This is a genomic window from Massilia sp. Root351, from assembly GCF_001425045.1.
GTDB lineage: Bacteria > Pseudomonadota > Gammaproteobacteria > Burkholderiales > Burkholderiaceae_D > Rugamonas.
Genome location: NZ_LMDJ01000036.1, coordinates 194,379 through 208,621, shown reverse-complemented (window position 1 = coordinate 208,621; position 14,243 = coordinate 194,379). Strand labels below are relative to the sequence as shown.

Below are 14,243 nucleotides of genomic sequence, written 5' to 3'. Positions count from 1 at the left end.
GCAGCATGGCGATACAGCTGGACCATTTCATCGTACCGACCCGCGACCAGGCGGCGGCCGCGCAGTTGCTGGCGGAACTGCTGGACGTGCCGTGGTCCCCGACCGCGCTCGGACCGTTCTCGCCGGTGTTCATCAACGACGGCCTGACGCTGGATTTCCAGACCACCGAGGAAGCCTTCCCGGTGCACCACTACTGCTTCCGCGTGGACCAGGGCGCGTTCGACGCCATCCTGGCGCGCCTGAAAGGGCGGGGCATCCCGTTTCGCGGCAGCGTGCGCGGGCCGAACGACGGCCGCATCAACACCGACTACGGCGGCCGCATGGTCTACTGGAACGAGCCGGACGGCCACCAGTGGGAAATGCTGACGGTGAGCTACGCGCGCCAGGCGCAGGCGGTCTAGCCGGCATACTCCGGCAGCAGCAGCTCCACTTCCTCCACCACCGCCGGCAGCGCCGCGAGCACGATGGCGACGCCATTGCCGCAGGCTTGCGCGCCCCGGTCCTGCCGGATGGTCTGCTCGGCCAGCGCGGCCAGCTGGCTCAGCTGGTCGGCGCCTATGGTGCCGGCCAATCCCTTCAGGATGTGCAACGCCGCGCGCGCGGACGTGAAGTCCTGCGTGTCGATGGCGGCACGCATTTGCCCGGCCAGCTCGTCCGCCTCGGCGCCAAAGCTGCGCAGCGCAATGTGGTAGACCTGCTTCAGTCCGCCCATGCGTTTCAGCGCGCCGGCGCTATCCAGCTGCGTGGCGCGGACGGCGGGCGGAGCGGAGCGAGGCGCGGGAGGCGGCGCGGGCGCAGCGGTGGCGGCGGCGATGGGCGCGGCGGCGGCGGCCACGGCGGTCGCGGGCGCTGCTGCCGGCGTGGGCGCCATGGCTGGCGCTGCCGCTGCCGCGGCAGCGCGCGGCACGGCATGCAGCAGGATCACGGCGATCAGCTGGCGCAAATCGAACGGCTTGCCCACGTGGTCCACCATGCCGGCCGCCAGCGCCAGTTCGCGGTCCGACTGCATGGCGTTGGCCGTCATGGCGATGATGGGCGGCGCGCGGCTGCCCAGCAGGTCCAGGATGGCGCGCGTGGCCTGGTAGCCGTCCATGTCCGGCATCTGGATATCCATCAGGATCACGTCCGGCAGCGGTCCTTCGCGGCGCACCGCGTCCATCGCGTCCAGCCCGCAGGGCGCCACTTCCACCAGCGCGCCCTCATGGCCCAGCAGTTCGCGCGCCACCTGCTGGTTGGTCGGATTGTCCTCCACCAGCAGGATATGCATGCCGTCCAGCAGGCGCTGTGCCTGCACCGGCTCGTGCAGCGCGGCCGGACGCTGGCCGGTGCGCGCGTCGGCCACTGCGTCGAACAGCATCGACGCCGTGACCGGCTTCACCAGCACGCCGTCCAGGACCGGCGCGCCGCCCTGCTGCAGCTGTTTGCGCGCCAGCATCTCGCGGTCGTGCGCGGTCACCATGATGATCAGCGGCGTGCCGGCCGAAGGCATCAGTTCGCGGATTTGCATGCTGGTTTCCCAGCCATCCATCAGCGGCATGCGCCAGTCCACCAGCAGCACATCGTAGGGCCGGCTGGCGCTGCGTCCCATCACCAGCCGCAGCGCCTCCAGTCCGTTCTCTGCCGTGTCCACCCGCCAGCCGAAGGATGCCGCCATACGCGCCAGGACCTGGCGCGCGCTCGGGTTGTCGTCCACCACCAGGCAGTCCAGGTCGCGCAGCGGCGCCGCGCCGGCTGCCTGCGGCGCGGGCGGCGCCGCTTGCGCCAGCTGCACTTCAAAGTGGAAGGTGCTGCCCTGGCCCGGCGCGCTGTCCACTTCCAGCGTGCCGCCCATCATGCGCGCTAGGCGCTGCGAGATGGCCAGCCCCAGCCCGGTGCCGCCGTAGCGGCGCGCAGTGGACGCTTCGCCCTGCGAGAAGCCGTCGAAAATATGCGCGCGCTGCTCGGGCGTGATGCCGATGCCGGTGTCGCGGATGGCGAAGGCGACCGCGCTTCCCTTGCGCCGCACCGACAGCACCACCTCGCCCTGTTCGGTGAACTTGATGGCGTTGCCGGTCAGGTTCAGCAGGATCTGCTGCAGCCGCAGCGAATCGCCCAGCAGCCATGGCGGCAGCGCCGGATCGACCTCGAACAGCACCTCCACCGGCTTGCCGCCCACGTAAGCGGACAGGATTACCGACAGGTCGCGCAGCATCCGGTCCAGGCTGAACGGATGCGGCTCCAGCGCCAGCTTGCCCGCCTCCACCTTGGAATAGTCGAGGATGTCGTTGAGCAGGCCAAGCAGCGAGCGCGCCGCCGATTCGGCCTTGGCCGCGTAGTCGCGCTGGCGGCCGTCCAGCTGCGTTTGCTGCAGCAGTTGCAGCATGCCCAGCACCGCGTTCATCGGCGTGCGGATCTCATGGCTCATATTGGCCACGAAGGCCGACTTCGCGCGGCCGGCCTCCAGCGCCTGGTCCTTGGCCTCGCTCAGCTTGTCCACCGTGCGGCCCAATTGGCCCAGCGCGTAGTGCGCGCCGAGCAGGGAGGTGCTGGCCATGATCAGCAGCACCGCCAGGAACAGGGCGTCGTTGAGCGCCTCCTTGCGCCACGGGGCCAGGAAATCGTCGCTGGACAGGCCCACCAGCACGAACACCGGGTACTCGCCGATGCGCTCGATGCTGACCACGCGCTGCAGGCCGTCGCGCGCGCTCAGGGTGGTGTAGGTGGCATGCTTGCGCTGGCTCGACAGCACCGCCAGGGTGGGCGGCGACATGGCCGCCTGCGTGCCGAGCGGCAGGTCCGCCACTTCCGGGTAGCGGTGCAGCAGGCGGCGCTCCCGGTCGATCAGCGTGATCACCCCGTTCGGTCCCACGTTGAGGGACTTGAGCACCGCCGTGACGGTATCGGTGGTCATGTTCACATAGGCGGTGCCGCCGAAGCTGCCGTCCTCGTAGGTCAGCGGATACACCAGCGGCAGCACGAAGTCGCCCGTGATGCGCGACTTGACCGGCACGCCGAACACCAGTTCGCGTCCAGCTTTGACACGCTCGAAGAACTCGCGGATGCCCAGGTTCTGAACCTTGGACAAGTCGATATCCTCGCCGTAGATGACGCGGCCGTCGCGGTCCGAACCGCGCACCGAGCGCGCGTGGGGGATGCGTTCCTTGAGCGAGCGCAGATAGGCGCTGAAGGCGGCGTCGTCGAAGCGGCCCTGCGCGTGCGCGGTGCGGAATTCCAGCGCGGCGCGCCGCATGGCCAGGTCCACTTCGTAGAAATGGCCGCGCAGGAAGTGCTCCAGCGTGATGGCCAGGTTGCGCGACGTTTCTTCCGCGTTGGCGAAGTAGCGCTGGCGGCTCTCGTGCAGCGTATGCAGCACAAAGCCGGTCACGATCAGGAATGCCGCCGCCACTGCCGCCACCAGCACAGCGAACAGCTTGCGCAATTTTCGCAGGGTTTCTGATTTCATGAAGGTTCGGGCGGGAGCTGTTCATTGCTACCTTAACACCGCCGCGCGCGGCTGTATATTGCAACATGGCGCAGCATGCCGCGCATGCCGGCCGATTTGCAGCCGCGCCACAAGCGAACCGGCCGCCGTGTCGGAGACAGGGCGGCCGGTTGCAGAAGGGCGTTCAGCCCGGGGCAGCGCTTACGCGGCGACGCGCTTGGCGTTGCTGCTGGACCAGCGGTACAAGCCCGTGACCACGGCCGCACCCACCACCAGCGACACCAGCATGGCGGCATGCTCGCCCAGCGAGTTGGCGATGGCCAGCGGCTCGCCTTCGCCGGACAGCACGATCAGGCCGGCCAGCGCCACGTTGAACAGGCTCTCGCCGACGATGAAGCCGGACATCACCAGCACGCCCAGGCGCTTGGCCACTTCGCCCCAGGTCTGGTGGTGCACGGCACGTTCGAACAGGTAGCCGACCACCGCACCCACCACCACCGGCGCGGTTACCACGCTAGGCAGGTAGATCGCCAGGCCCACGCCCAGCGGCGGCAGGCTGTACTTGTTGTTGCTGGCTTTCTTGACCAGGAAATTGACCACCACCAGGCCCAGGCCCAGGGCCGCGCCCCAGCCGATCAGGTGCCACGGCAGGTTGCCGCCGATGACGCCCTTGGCCAGGGTGGAAATCAGCGTCGCCTGCGGCGCGGCCAGCGGTTGCGAGGAAATCGCCTGCAGGTTAGGCGCGCCGGCAAAGCCGTTGGCGCGATTCAGCAGTTCCAGCACCGGCGGCACCACGCAGGAGCCGGCGAACACGCCGATCAGCAGGGCGACCTGCTGCTTCCACGGCGTGGCGTCGACCAGCTGGCCGGTCTTCAGGTCCTGCAGGTTGTCGTTACCGATCACGGCCACCGCCAGCACCACGGTGGTGACGAACAGCGCGTAGGCGATCAGCGCGTGCGCCACTTCAGGACCCATGATGTGTTTGCCCACCGCGCCCACCGACAGGGCCGCGCCCAGCACGGTGAGGATGGCGATGCCGGATACCGGCGAGTTCGAAGAGCCGATCAGGCCGGCCATGTAGCCGCACACGGCGGCGGCGAAGATGCCGGCCACCAGGATGTAGCCCACGCCCACGGCAATCAGCGCCGGCGCCACGCTTTGCAGCACGCCGCCTTGCAGGAAGGTGGCCAGCAGCCAGCCTGCCGGCACCATGGCGAGCAGGGTCACCAGGCCGACCACGAAGATCGGCAGGTCCTGCTCGGTGCGCGGCAGCACGCCGCCATTCGCCTTGGCCTTGCGCGACGCTTCCATGGCCGACTTCAGGCCGCCGATGACCGGCTTGGCCAGGCCGGCCAGGGTCACGATGGCGGCCGCGCCGATGGCGCCCGCGCCTATCATGCGCACGTCGGTTTTCCACACCTTCAGCGCCCAGTCGGCGGCCGACAGGTCGGCCATGGGCTGGGCTGCGGTCAGGATAGGCACCAGCACGCCCCAGGCGATCACCAGGCCGGCCAGCATCGCGATGCCGACCGTGATGCCCATCAGGTGGCCGGCCCCGATCAGGGCCAGCGAACTGGCTGCGCCGAGGCCGGTGGCGCCGCTGCCGGCGCGGAAATACACCGCCATTTCGCCGGCCAGCATCTTCATGGCGGCGCCGGCGGCGTACAGCGCGGAGGCCACGCTGCCCAGGATTACGGCCATCAGGCCGGCTTTGCCTTCCAGCGCGCCGGCGCGCGACGAGGTGCCCACTTTCAGCACCTCGGCGGCGGCCACGCCTTCAGGGTAGGGCAGGTCGGAGGTGGTCACCAGCGCGCGCCGCAGCGGCACCGTGTACATCACGCCCAGCACGCCGCCGATGGCGCAGGCGCCGAAGGTCGGCCAGAACGGCACGTTGGCCCACCAGCCTATCATCAGCAAGCCTGGCAGCACGAAAATCACCGACGCCAGCGTGCCGGCGGCCGACGCGATGGTTTGCACGATGTTGTTTTCCTGGATGGTGGCGTTCTTGAAAGCGCTCAAAAGCGCCATCGAAATCACGGCCGCCGGGATCGACGTGGCAAAAGTCAGGCCCACCTTGAGGCCAAGGTAGACCTGCGCCGCCGTAAACACCAGCGTAATCAGGATACCCAGGATCACGCCGCGTGCTGTGATTTCGCCGGGCGTGGACGGGGAAGCTTTAGTCATGTTTCACGACTCCATGTATATAGTAATGTTTATAAAATGGATAAGAATTTGTGCCCCATGATAGCCGACCTTGACGTAAACGGGAACCAATCGGATGGCGCGGGCGGGGGAACAGGTAAAATAGCGGATTACACCTTAGGCGCAGAAGGCAACAGCATGGCAATTCAATGGTATCCGGGGCACATGAACGCCGCCAAAAAGAAGGCGGCCGAGCAGATGGAGAACACCGATCTGGTGATCGAGGTGGTCGACGCGCGCCTGCCCGAGGCCAGCTGCAACCCCATGGTGGAAGAGCTGCGCCTGTTCCGCCAGCGTCCCTGCCTGAAGATCCTCAACAAGATCGACCTGGCCGATCCCGCCGCCACGGCCGCCTGGGTGGAGTACTACGACCGCCAGGAGGGGGTGACCGCCTACGCCATGACGACCAAGAAGCCGGGCGACGTGGCGCGCATTCCCGACATCGCCAAATCGCTGGCGCCGCACCGCGGCGTGCCGACCAAGCCGCTGCGCATCATGATCATGGGGATTCCCAACGTCGGCAAATCGACCTTGATGAACGCGCTGCTGAAAAAGCGCGTGGCCAAGGTGGGCGACGAACCGGCGGTGACCAAGGTGCAGCAGAAGCTCTACCTGGACAAGAACACGGTGCTGGTCGACACGCCCGGCATGCTGTGGCCCAAGATCGCCATGCCCAGCGACGGCCTGATGCTGGCCGCCAGCCACGCCATCGGCTCGAACGCGCTGATCGAAGAAGAAGTGGCCGAATACCTGGCCGGCGAGATGCTGCGCCGCTACCCCGGGCTGCTGGAGGCGCGCTACGGCTACAAGAACGTCGAAGAGATGGACGCCATCGCGGTGGTCGAAGGCATCGCCGCCAAGCGCGGCTACCGCCAGAAAGGCGGCGACTACGACTACGAAAAAGCCGCCCACATCTTCCTGCAGGACTACCGCACCGGCGCGCTGGGCCGCATCTCGCTCGAAACGCCCGCCACCCGCGAAGCCGCGCTGGCCGTGTTCGCCGAAGAGCAGCGCGTCAAAGCCGAACTCGCCGCCGCCAAGGCCGCCGCCAAGGAAGCCGAGCGCATGAAAGGCAAGCGCGGCACCTGAGCGGCGCAGTGTTGACTCAGTTGCTGTACACCAAAATGGGGTCAGGGTTAATTAATTTGGCAATTGTTGCAAAATTAATTAACCCTGACCCCAATTTGCGTTTAGGCAAAGCGGAAGCTGGAGACGGCGAGGCTGCCCATGAAGGCGTCTTCGTGGTAGACGTTGCTGGCGGGCTCGCCGCCGGCGGCGCCGTGGGCGACCATCAGCGGCAGCAGGTGCTCTTCGCGCGGGTGGGCGGCGCGGGCGGCCGGGGCGCTTGCCCACGCCAGCAGCCGCGCTTCGCGCTCGGCCGGCGGCAGCGCCATCGATTCGCGCAGCCAGGCGTCGAACTGGTGCGAGGCCGCCGCGCCCGCCGCGCCGAACTGGCGCAGGTTGTGGTAGCTCAGCCCGCTGCCCACGATCAGCACGCTCTCTTTGCGCAGCGGCGCCAGCGCGCGGCCGATGGCGATGTGCTCGGCCGGGTCCAGCCCCTGTTTCAGCGACAGCTGCACGATCGGCACGTCCGCCGCCGGGTAGATCGGCTGCATGGCCGAGAAGGTGCCGTGGTCGAAGCCGCGCTGCGGGTCGAGCTGGGCGGCGATGCCGGCGCCGTTCAGCAACTGCTGCACGCGCGCGGCCACCTCCGGCGAGCCGGGGGCGCTGTACTGGATTTCGTAGGTGTAGGCGGGGAAGCCGCCGTAGTCGTAGATCATCGGCGGCCTGGGACTGGCAGAGATCAGCGGCTCGCGCGCTTCCCAGTGCGCCGTCACCACCAGCACGGCCTTGGGACGCACGCCGCCGAGCTGGCGCGGGATGTCTTCCAGCGAGGCTTTCAGCGCGTCGTAGCGGCCGCCGTACTGGTCGAGCATCCACGGCCAGGGGCCGCCGCCGTGGGACAGGAAATAGGTGGGCAGTGCAGTGCTGGACATGGAGCGCTCCTGGGTTGCAATGCACGGACTATAGGCCTCGCCGCCATGTTCATCAATCGTGATTTTATGGATGGATCATTCAGGATTTGTTAATGATACCAATCAGCGCGAATAGGCGCGCGGCGCGCATCCAGGCCAGCAGCATGGCGATCGCCTGCGTCAGCAGCAGAGCCCACAGGAAACCGGCGGTGCCGACGTGCGGCAGGTGGATGCGTGCCAGGCCCAGCGCGGCCACCGCCGCCAGGCCGGCCAGGCTGATGGCCAAATAGCTGCCCAGCATCGCGCCCGGCCGGCGCGCCAGCAGGCGCAAGCCATGCCACCAGCCGATAACGGCCGAGCGGCGGCGCCGGTCGGCCGCCAGCACTGCGCGGCCTACGTCCAGCGTGGCCAGCGCCAGCGCGAACAGCAGCGCGGCGATGGCGTCGGCCGCGATGCGCAGCACCTGGCCCTCGTCCGGCGTGATGGCGCTGTCGGCGCCGCTGCCGGCCAGGTGCTGCAAGGCGCCGCCCAGGCCGAGCGCGGCGCCCAGCGGCGCCACGGCCCACAGCAGCATGCGGCACATGCGCGGGTATTCGGCGACGGCGCCGGCGAACAAGTCGCGCATGGCGGGCGTACCGCCGAAGCGCGCGGCGGTGGCGACGGCGCCGGTGAGCAGCGGCGAGAGCAGCAGCGTGAGCAGCAGCGCGCAGCCGGCGCCCAGCTTCATGGCCAGCGGATTGCGCCCCGGGTCGCTCATCAGGTCGGCGATGTTGGACAGGTCGAGCCGCTGCGCCAGCGCGGCCGCGTGCACCGAGTGGTCGAAAGAAGCGCTGAAGTGGCTCCAGAACGGCAGCGCCAGCGCCAGCGTGGGCAGCAGCAGGGCGATGGTCCACAGCGCCAGCAGGCGCCATTGCAGCGCGGCGCGCGCGGCGCGCAGGCAGTTTGTGATCAGTTTCATATTGTCGCGATCAGGGTCAGGAAGGCTTGCGCCAGCGCGGCCAGGTCGAAGGTCCAGCGGCGCGCGGCGGCGCCGTCGGCCTTCAGCGTGCGGCTGTCGTCGAGCTTGTTGATGTCGAGCAGATGCCGGCGCTCGGGATCGAGTTCGGCCGACACGGCCTTGGCCGGCTTCTGCCACACGAAGCGCTGCCAGCGCTCGCCGTTCTGCGGGTCCCATTTGACGGTTTCGCTGCTGCCGTCGGCGAAGCGCACCAGCAGCGTCTGCGGCACGGCGTCGCCGCGCCGGCGCACGACAACCTCGGTGCGGAAGGGGTAAGGGCCGGTGCCGGGCTTGGCCTGCGGATGGGCCTGCTCCCACTTTGCGCGCGCGTCCTCGATCTGCTGGTCGACCTGTTCCTGCGTCAGCGCCGCGCGCTTGCCGTTGACGATGCTGCTGCCCGGCTGCGGCAGCACTTCGTCGCTGCGGATCGATTGCACCCGGTCGTCCACCTTGCCGGTGCGGTAGACCTGCTGCGCGAACACGCGCTCCACCAGCGCGCGCTGCCCGCTCGCCTCGGCCAGCGTTTCGCGCAGGTCGGCGATGCTGGGGTGGCGGAAGCGCCAGCGCTTGTAGTATTCCTTGAAGGCCTGTTCGGTCGCCTCCTTGCCCAGCTGCGCTTCCAGGTCGTGGAAGAGGAGGGCGCCGCGGTTGTACACCGGGCCGATGCCCTGCAGGCGCGACCAGGCGTTCTGGCCGGCCGGGTCGGCCGGGTTTTCGCGCACGGCGCCGCCCAGTTCATAATGGAAGCCGTCGAAGCCGGGCGAGATGCCCACGGCGCGCAGCCACCAGGGTGCCGGGTACAGCTGCTGCCCGCGCTCGCGCACCATGCGCATGTTCCAGTATTCGTTCAGGCCTTCATCGAGCAGCGGTTCCTCGAATTCGTTGGAAGCGATGATGCCGTAGAAGTAGCCGTGGCCGAACTCGTGGATGTTGACCAGGTCCAGGTCGAACTCCTCCGGCGACCTGGGCGCCACTTTGGTGTAGCTGTCGGCGGTGTAGAAAGTGGGATATTCCATGCCCGCCGCCGCGCCGGCGTTGTGCGGCGGCAGCACCACGGTCAGTGTCTTGTAGGGGTAGGGACCCAGCGTTTTCGAGTAGTAGGTGAGCGCGTCCTGCGCGGCCTTCAGCGACGGTGCGGCGCTGGCCTGGAACTCCGGCGCGTACAGTACCTTGATGCTGACGGGCGGGCTGCCGGCGCCGCTCCAGCTGCCGGTCAGCGGCGGGGCGTAGCGCTTGTCGGCGGTCCAGGCGAAATCGTGCACGTCGCCTTGCACGTAGTGGTGGGTGAGCATGCCGGCCTTCTCCACCGGCGCGCCCTGCAGCTCGCCGGTGGCGCCCACCGTGTATTCCTTGGGCACGGTGAGTTTCACGTCGTAGCTGCCGAAGTCGGCGTAGAACTCGGATTCGGCGTGGTATTCGTGCACGTTCCAGCGCGGCCTGGTGGCGCCCCGTTCGCCCGGCAGCTCCAGCACGCCGATCTTGGGGAACCACTGCGCCACCAGGTGGAAGCTGCCGAAGTAGCCGCTGCGGGCCAGCAGCCGTGGCAGCTGGCTGTGGAAGTCGATGGCGAGCGTGGTGCTGGCTCCCGCTTCCACCGGCTGCGGCAGGTCCAGGCGCACCACGGTGCGGTCGCTGGCGGGGCCGTCGTCCGGCTGCACGAAGGACTGCTCCACCCTGGCCCCGCCCTGCGTCACGCTGCGCAGGTCGATATGGCCCCAGTCGCCGTCCTTGGGATCGGTGCTGAACATGCCGCCGCCCATGGCGCGGTGCTCGGTGAAGAAGGTGGTGCCGGCGTGCTCGAAGGCGTTCAGGTAGAGGTGCAGGTAGACCGTGCGCACCGGGTGCGCGCTGCGGTTGCGCCAGGTGAGCTGCTGCTTGCCGTCCACCGTGTGCCTGACCGGGTCCAGCGTGGCTTCGATCCGGTAGTCCACCACGCGGTCCGACAGCGTGGCCTCGCCGCCCGTGCGCGGGCCGCCCCAGGCGTCCGGTGCGCTGGGCACCGTCACCGCGCCGGCCTGCGCCGGGGCGAAGGGAATGCCGGTGTCGGTGTAGGGCTCGGGGATGGCGATGACCTGGACTTGCGCCAGGGCCAGCGCTGCCAGCGCGGCTGCTGCGGCTGCCGTGCATATGACGGCGGCGAGCTTGCGGTAGGGGTGTGCGTTCATGCCCGCCACTATAAACCAAGCCAGTAATAAATTACCAACGTTATCAACTTTGTGCGCAGGAGTATAATGGCGGCGTTTTGGTGCCCGCGTCCATGTCCATGGATGCAGTTAAACGGGAAACACAAGGCAGCCAGCGCTCATCGGCAGCGCGGCGGCCAAGGTGTGCTGCCCCCGCAACGGTACGCAAGCGCCGCGCCCGGATTTCCGGTTCGCGCGGCAGGCTGGATCGACAACCACTGTGCAGCAGCGTCTGCGCCGGAAGGTGATCCCGTCCCGTCTTGCCAGCCCGGATACCGGCCAATCCAGGTGGAAGCGCGACAGCTTCCGTTGAATCCAGCTTGCGGGGACGCAGGCGGATGCTCACTACGCGTAAAGACACAATGAACAACTCGAATTCCCGCCGTTCGCCGGCACCGCTGGCGCTTGCCGTCGCCCTGTGCTTCTCCGCTCCTTCCGCCGCATGGGCCCAGGCCGCGGCCGAGGTGCTGGCCCCGGTGGTGGTCACCGGCGCCCGTTTCGACAGCGACCCTTCGCTGCTGCCCATCGGCGCCACCGTCATCAGCGCGGCCGAGATCCGCCGCTCCGGCGCCAGCGACGTCAACCAGGCCATCCGCAAGGTCGGCGGCGTGCTGGGCCACCAGAGCCTGGACGGCAGCCCCGATTTTGCGCTGGACCTGCGCGGCTTCGGCACCAACAGCAGCCAGAACATGGTGGTGATGCTGGACGGCGTGCGCCTGTCCGAGAACGAGCTGAGCTCGGCCATCCTGTCCACCATCCCGGTCGACTCGGTCGAACGCATCGAGATCACGCGCGGCGGCAGCAGCGTGCTGTTCGGCGACGGCGCCACCGGCGGCGTGATCCAGATCGTCACCAAGCGTCCCGGCGAACGCACGGCGGGCAGCCGTGGCAGCGTGTTCGGCGAAGTGGGCCAGTTCGGCCTGCGCGAGGGCCGCGCGGCGCTCACGCACGGCGTGGGCAACTGGGCCTTCGACCTGTCCGGCGGCGCGCTCGACACTGACAACTACCGCGACAACAACGCCTTCAAAGCGCGCAGCCTGAATGCCGGGGCGCAGCTGGCCTTCACCGACGGCCGCGCCGGCGTGCGCCTGTCGAGCACGCGCCAGGACTCGCGCTTCGCCGGCTCGCTGAGCCAGGCCCAGTTCGGCACCAATCCGCGCCAGGCCAGCACGCCGGATGACTTCGGCTCGCTCGACAGCGACCGCTTCACTGCCTTCATTGAAGCCAAGGTGGCCGGCTACGACCTGGCCGCCGAGCTGTCGCACCGCCGCAAGGAGCTCGAAGCGACTTATGTTTTCCCCACCTCGACCTACCAGGTCGACTACGAAAGCAAGCAGACCCAGTTCTCGCCGCGCGTGCGCAAGCTGAGCCAGTTCGGCGGCGTGCTGAACGAGGCGGTGGCGGGCGTGGACTTCATCGACTGGACCCGCGACGCGAAGGGCGCCAGCCCGTCCAGGGCGACGCAGAAGTCGAAGGCGCTGTACCTGCGCGATGAAGTCAAGTGGGACGCCTTCCGCCTGGCCGCCGGCGTGCGCCGCGAATTGTTCGACAAGGCCAACACCGATCCGTCGCCGTGGTCGGTGGCCAATTACGACGTGATCCAGGGCCTGAACGCCTGGGATGTGCAGGGCAGCTACGCGCTGTCGCCGAAGGCCACGCTGCACGCCAAGATCGGCCACAGCTACCGCGTCGCCAACGCCGATGAAAACGGCTACACCCCGCTGCCGGACAGCGTGCTGCAGCCGCAGACGTCGCACGACCTGGAACTGGGCACCGCCTACACCGACGGCGGCAGCAAGCTGTCGGCGCGCGTGTTCCGGCACGAGCTGCGCAACGAGATCTTCTACGATCCGACCGCGGGCGCGTTCGGCTACGGCGCCAACACCAACCTGGCGCCGACCAAGCGCCAGGGCTTCGAGCTGGACGCGAGCGTCGAGCTGGCGCGCGACTGGACCCTGAGCGGCCACTACCAGCGCGTGAAAGCCACCTTCACCGAAGGCGCCGTCGCCGGCCGTGAAATGGTGCTGGTGCCGAAGAACGTGCTGAGCGCGCGCCTGTCGTGGACCCCGGCCGACGGCCAGACCGCCGACATCGGCGCGCAGTGGGTGGACAGCCAGCGTTTCGGTTCCGATTTCGACAATAGCTGCGCCGCGCGCATCCCGTCCTACACCACGCTGGACGCCCGCTATGCGCGCAAGTTCGGTGCCTGGGAAGTGGCGCTGTCGGGCCTGAACCTGACAGACAAGAACTACTACGGCATGGCGTTCCAGTGCAAGGGCGGCATCTACACCTCGGACGGCCGCCAGCTGAAGCTGTCGGCGCGCTACGAATTCTGAGGCGCGCCTGGCCCAGGCTTCATTAAATGAAGCTTAAAATCCCCGCTGGCCGGGGATTTTTGTTATCCGGCCTGATGGCGGGCCCAAAAAAATGGTAATCTCGCGGCGTTTGCCACTCTTACTCTAGAAGGACCACTATGCGATTTCTGCGTCTGATCATTGCTGCCGCCGCCCTGTCGTTCACCGCTGCCGGCGCTTCCGCCGCCGAACCGAAGGAAGGCGTGGACTTCACGACGCTGGCTTCGCCTGTGCGCACCGACACCGGCAAGAAAGTGGAAGTGATTGAATTCTTCATGTATTCCTGCCCGCACTGCAACGCCATCGAGCCGATGATGGCCGACTGGGTGAAGAAGCAGGGCGACAAGATTGCCTTCCGCCGCGTGCACTTCCCGGCCGGCGGCCCGAACGACGCGCAGGCGCACGCCTACCTGACCCTGGAAGCGATGGGCAAGCTGGAAGAAATGCACAGCAAGATCTTCCGCGCCATCCACGTCGACCGCAACCGCCTGAACAAGGACGATGCGATGACCGATTTCCTGGTCAAGAACGGTATCGACAAGGCGAAATACCTGGAATACTTTAATTCCTTCGCCGTGCAGACTAAAATGAAGCGTGCAGCCCAGGTGGTGGCCTCGTACAAGGTCGACAGCGCGCCGACCATCGTGATCGATGGCCGCTTCGTCACGTCGCCTTCGCAGGCCGGCCGTCCGGGCATGTCGGAGATGGCGTCCCAGCAGGCGACGCTGCAAGTGATGGATTACCTGGTTGCCAAGGCCGCCAAGAAGTAAGTTGAAAGCACCATGAGCGATACCGAAAAAGAAGTGATGGCGATATACCGCGAGTCCGCGCCGGACGAGAACAAGCTGTTCTGGCGCAGCCATGTCAACCACGTAGCATGGAGCTTGCTGCTGGTCGTTATCGCCTTTTCGGTATGGCTGATGATAGCGCTGGCCAACGCCGAGAACCAGCGCAACGCCTACGCGGGCAAGAAGTGCGAAGACCGCATGTTCAAGGGCGAGACCGACATGCAGTGCATGAAAACGGTGCGCACGCGCGACCACTGGTGGGAGCATGTGGGCTACGCGCTCACGCACACCTCGCCGTAAAGGCCAACCCGCCGCGGCGGGT

The 14,243-nt window shown here is 67.7% G+C and carries 10 protein-coding genes and 1 riboswitch; of the genes, 5 read left to right on the top strand and 5 right to left on the bottom strand.

Features of this window, described 5'->3' with window-relative positions:
• Positions 1-5: 5 nt before the first annotated feature.
• The gene (locus ASD15_RS30875; RefSeq protein WP_057159012.1) at positions 6-401 is read left to right on the top strand and encodes a glyoxalase/bleomycin resistance/extradiol dioxygenase family protein; all 396 of its coding nucleotides are present in this window, start codon (positions 6-8) and stop codon (positions 399-401) included.
• On the opposite strand, the gene ASD15_RS30870 is transcribed toward ASD15_RS30875, so the two are convergent.
• Together ASD15_RS30870 and ASD15_RS30865 are read right to left on the bottom strand one after the other, a co-directional pair.
• Positions 398-3,442 (bottom strand): response regulator, encoded by a 3,045-nt coding sequence (locus ASD15_RS30870; protein WP_057158894.1) that lies wholly within the window; start codon positions 3,440-3,442, stop codon positions 398-400. The two genes, ASD15_RS30875 and ASD15_RS30870, sit on opposite strands and share 4 nt — an antisense overlap.
• 180 nt (positions 3,443-3,622) lie before the next feature.
• Positions 3,623-5,605 (bottom strand): OPT family oligopeptide transporter, encoded by a 1,983-nt coding sequence (locus ASD15_RS30865; protein ID WP_057158893.1) that lies wholly within the window; start codon positions 5,603-5,605, stop codon positions 3,623-3,625.
• A gap of 156 nt (positions 5,606-5,761) precedes the next feature.
• On the opposite strand from ASD15_RS30865, the gene ylqF reads away from it, so the two are divergent.
• A complete protein-coding gene (gene ylqF / locus ASD15_RS30860; RefSeq protein WP_082552262.1) occupies positions 5,762-6,712 on the top strand; it encodes a ribosome biogenesis GTPase YlqF in 951 nt (316 codons plus the stop codon).
• Between the two features lie 101 nt (positions 6,713-6,813).
• Here the strand turns inward: ylqF and ASD15_RS30855 are convergent, their stop codons facing one another.
• The 3 genes from ASD15_RS30855 to ASD15_RS30845 form a co-directional block, all read right to left on the bottom strand.
• Complete coding sequence (locus ASD15_RS30855; protein WP_057158891.1) at positions 6,814-7,620, bottom strand: class III extradiol ring-cleavage dioxygenase; 807 nt, start codon at positions 7,618-7,620, stop codon at positions 6,814-6,816.
• 79 nt (positions 7,621-7,699) lie between these two features.
• Positions 7,700-8,557, bottom strand: coding sequence for a hypothetical protein (locus tag ASD15_RS30850; protein WP_057158890.1), 858 nt, complete (start codon positions 8,555-8,557; stop codon positions 7,700-7,702).
• Positions 8,554-10,761 carry a M1 family metallopeptidase gene (locus tag ASD15_RS30845; protein WP_057158889.1) on the bottom strand — a complete coding sequence of 736 codons (2,208 nt, stop codon included), beginning with the start codon at positions 10,759-10,761 and terminating at the stop codon, positions 8,554-8,556. Before ASD15_RS30845 ends, ASD15_RS30850 begins: the two co-directional genes overlap by 4 nt.
• A gap of 61 nt (positions 10,762-10,822) precedes the next feature.
• A riboswitch (cobalamin riboswitch) is annotated at positions 10,823-11,078 on the top strand.
• A 63-nt stretch (positions 11,079-11,141) separates the two neighbouring features.
• Here ASD15_RS30845 and ASD15_RS30840 point away from each other — a divergent pair.
• The 3 genes from ASD15_RS30840 to ASD15_RS30830 all read left to right on the top strand — a co-directional run bounded on the left by ASD15_RS30840 (position 11,142) and on the right by ASD15_RS30830 (position 14,221).
• Positions 11,142-13,115: a TonB-dependent receptor gene (locus tag ASD15_RS30840; RefSeq protein WP_057158888.1), complete on the top strand. Its 1,974-nt coding sequence runs from the start codon at positions 11,142-11,144 to the stop codon at positions 13,113-13,115.
• Positions 13,116-13,252: 137 nt separating this feature from the next.
• Positions 13,253-13,903, top strand: a complete 651-nt coding sequence (locus tag ASD15_RS30835; protein WP_057158887.1) for a thiol:disulfide interchange protein DsbA/DsbL — start codon at positions 13,253-13,255, stop codon at positions 13,901-13,903.
• Between the two features lie 12 nt (positions 13,904-13,915).
• Positions 13,916-14,221, top strand: coding sequence for a hypothetical protein (locus tag ASD15_RS30830; RefSeq protein WP_057158886.1), 306 nt, complete (start codon positions 13,916-13,918; stop codon positions 14,219-14,221).
• The last annotated feature ends 22 nt before the right edge of the window (positions 14,222-14,243 follow it).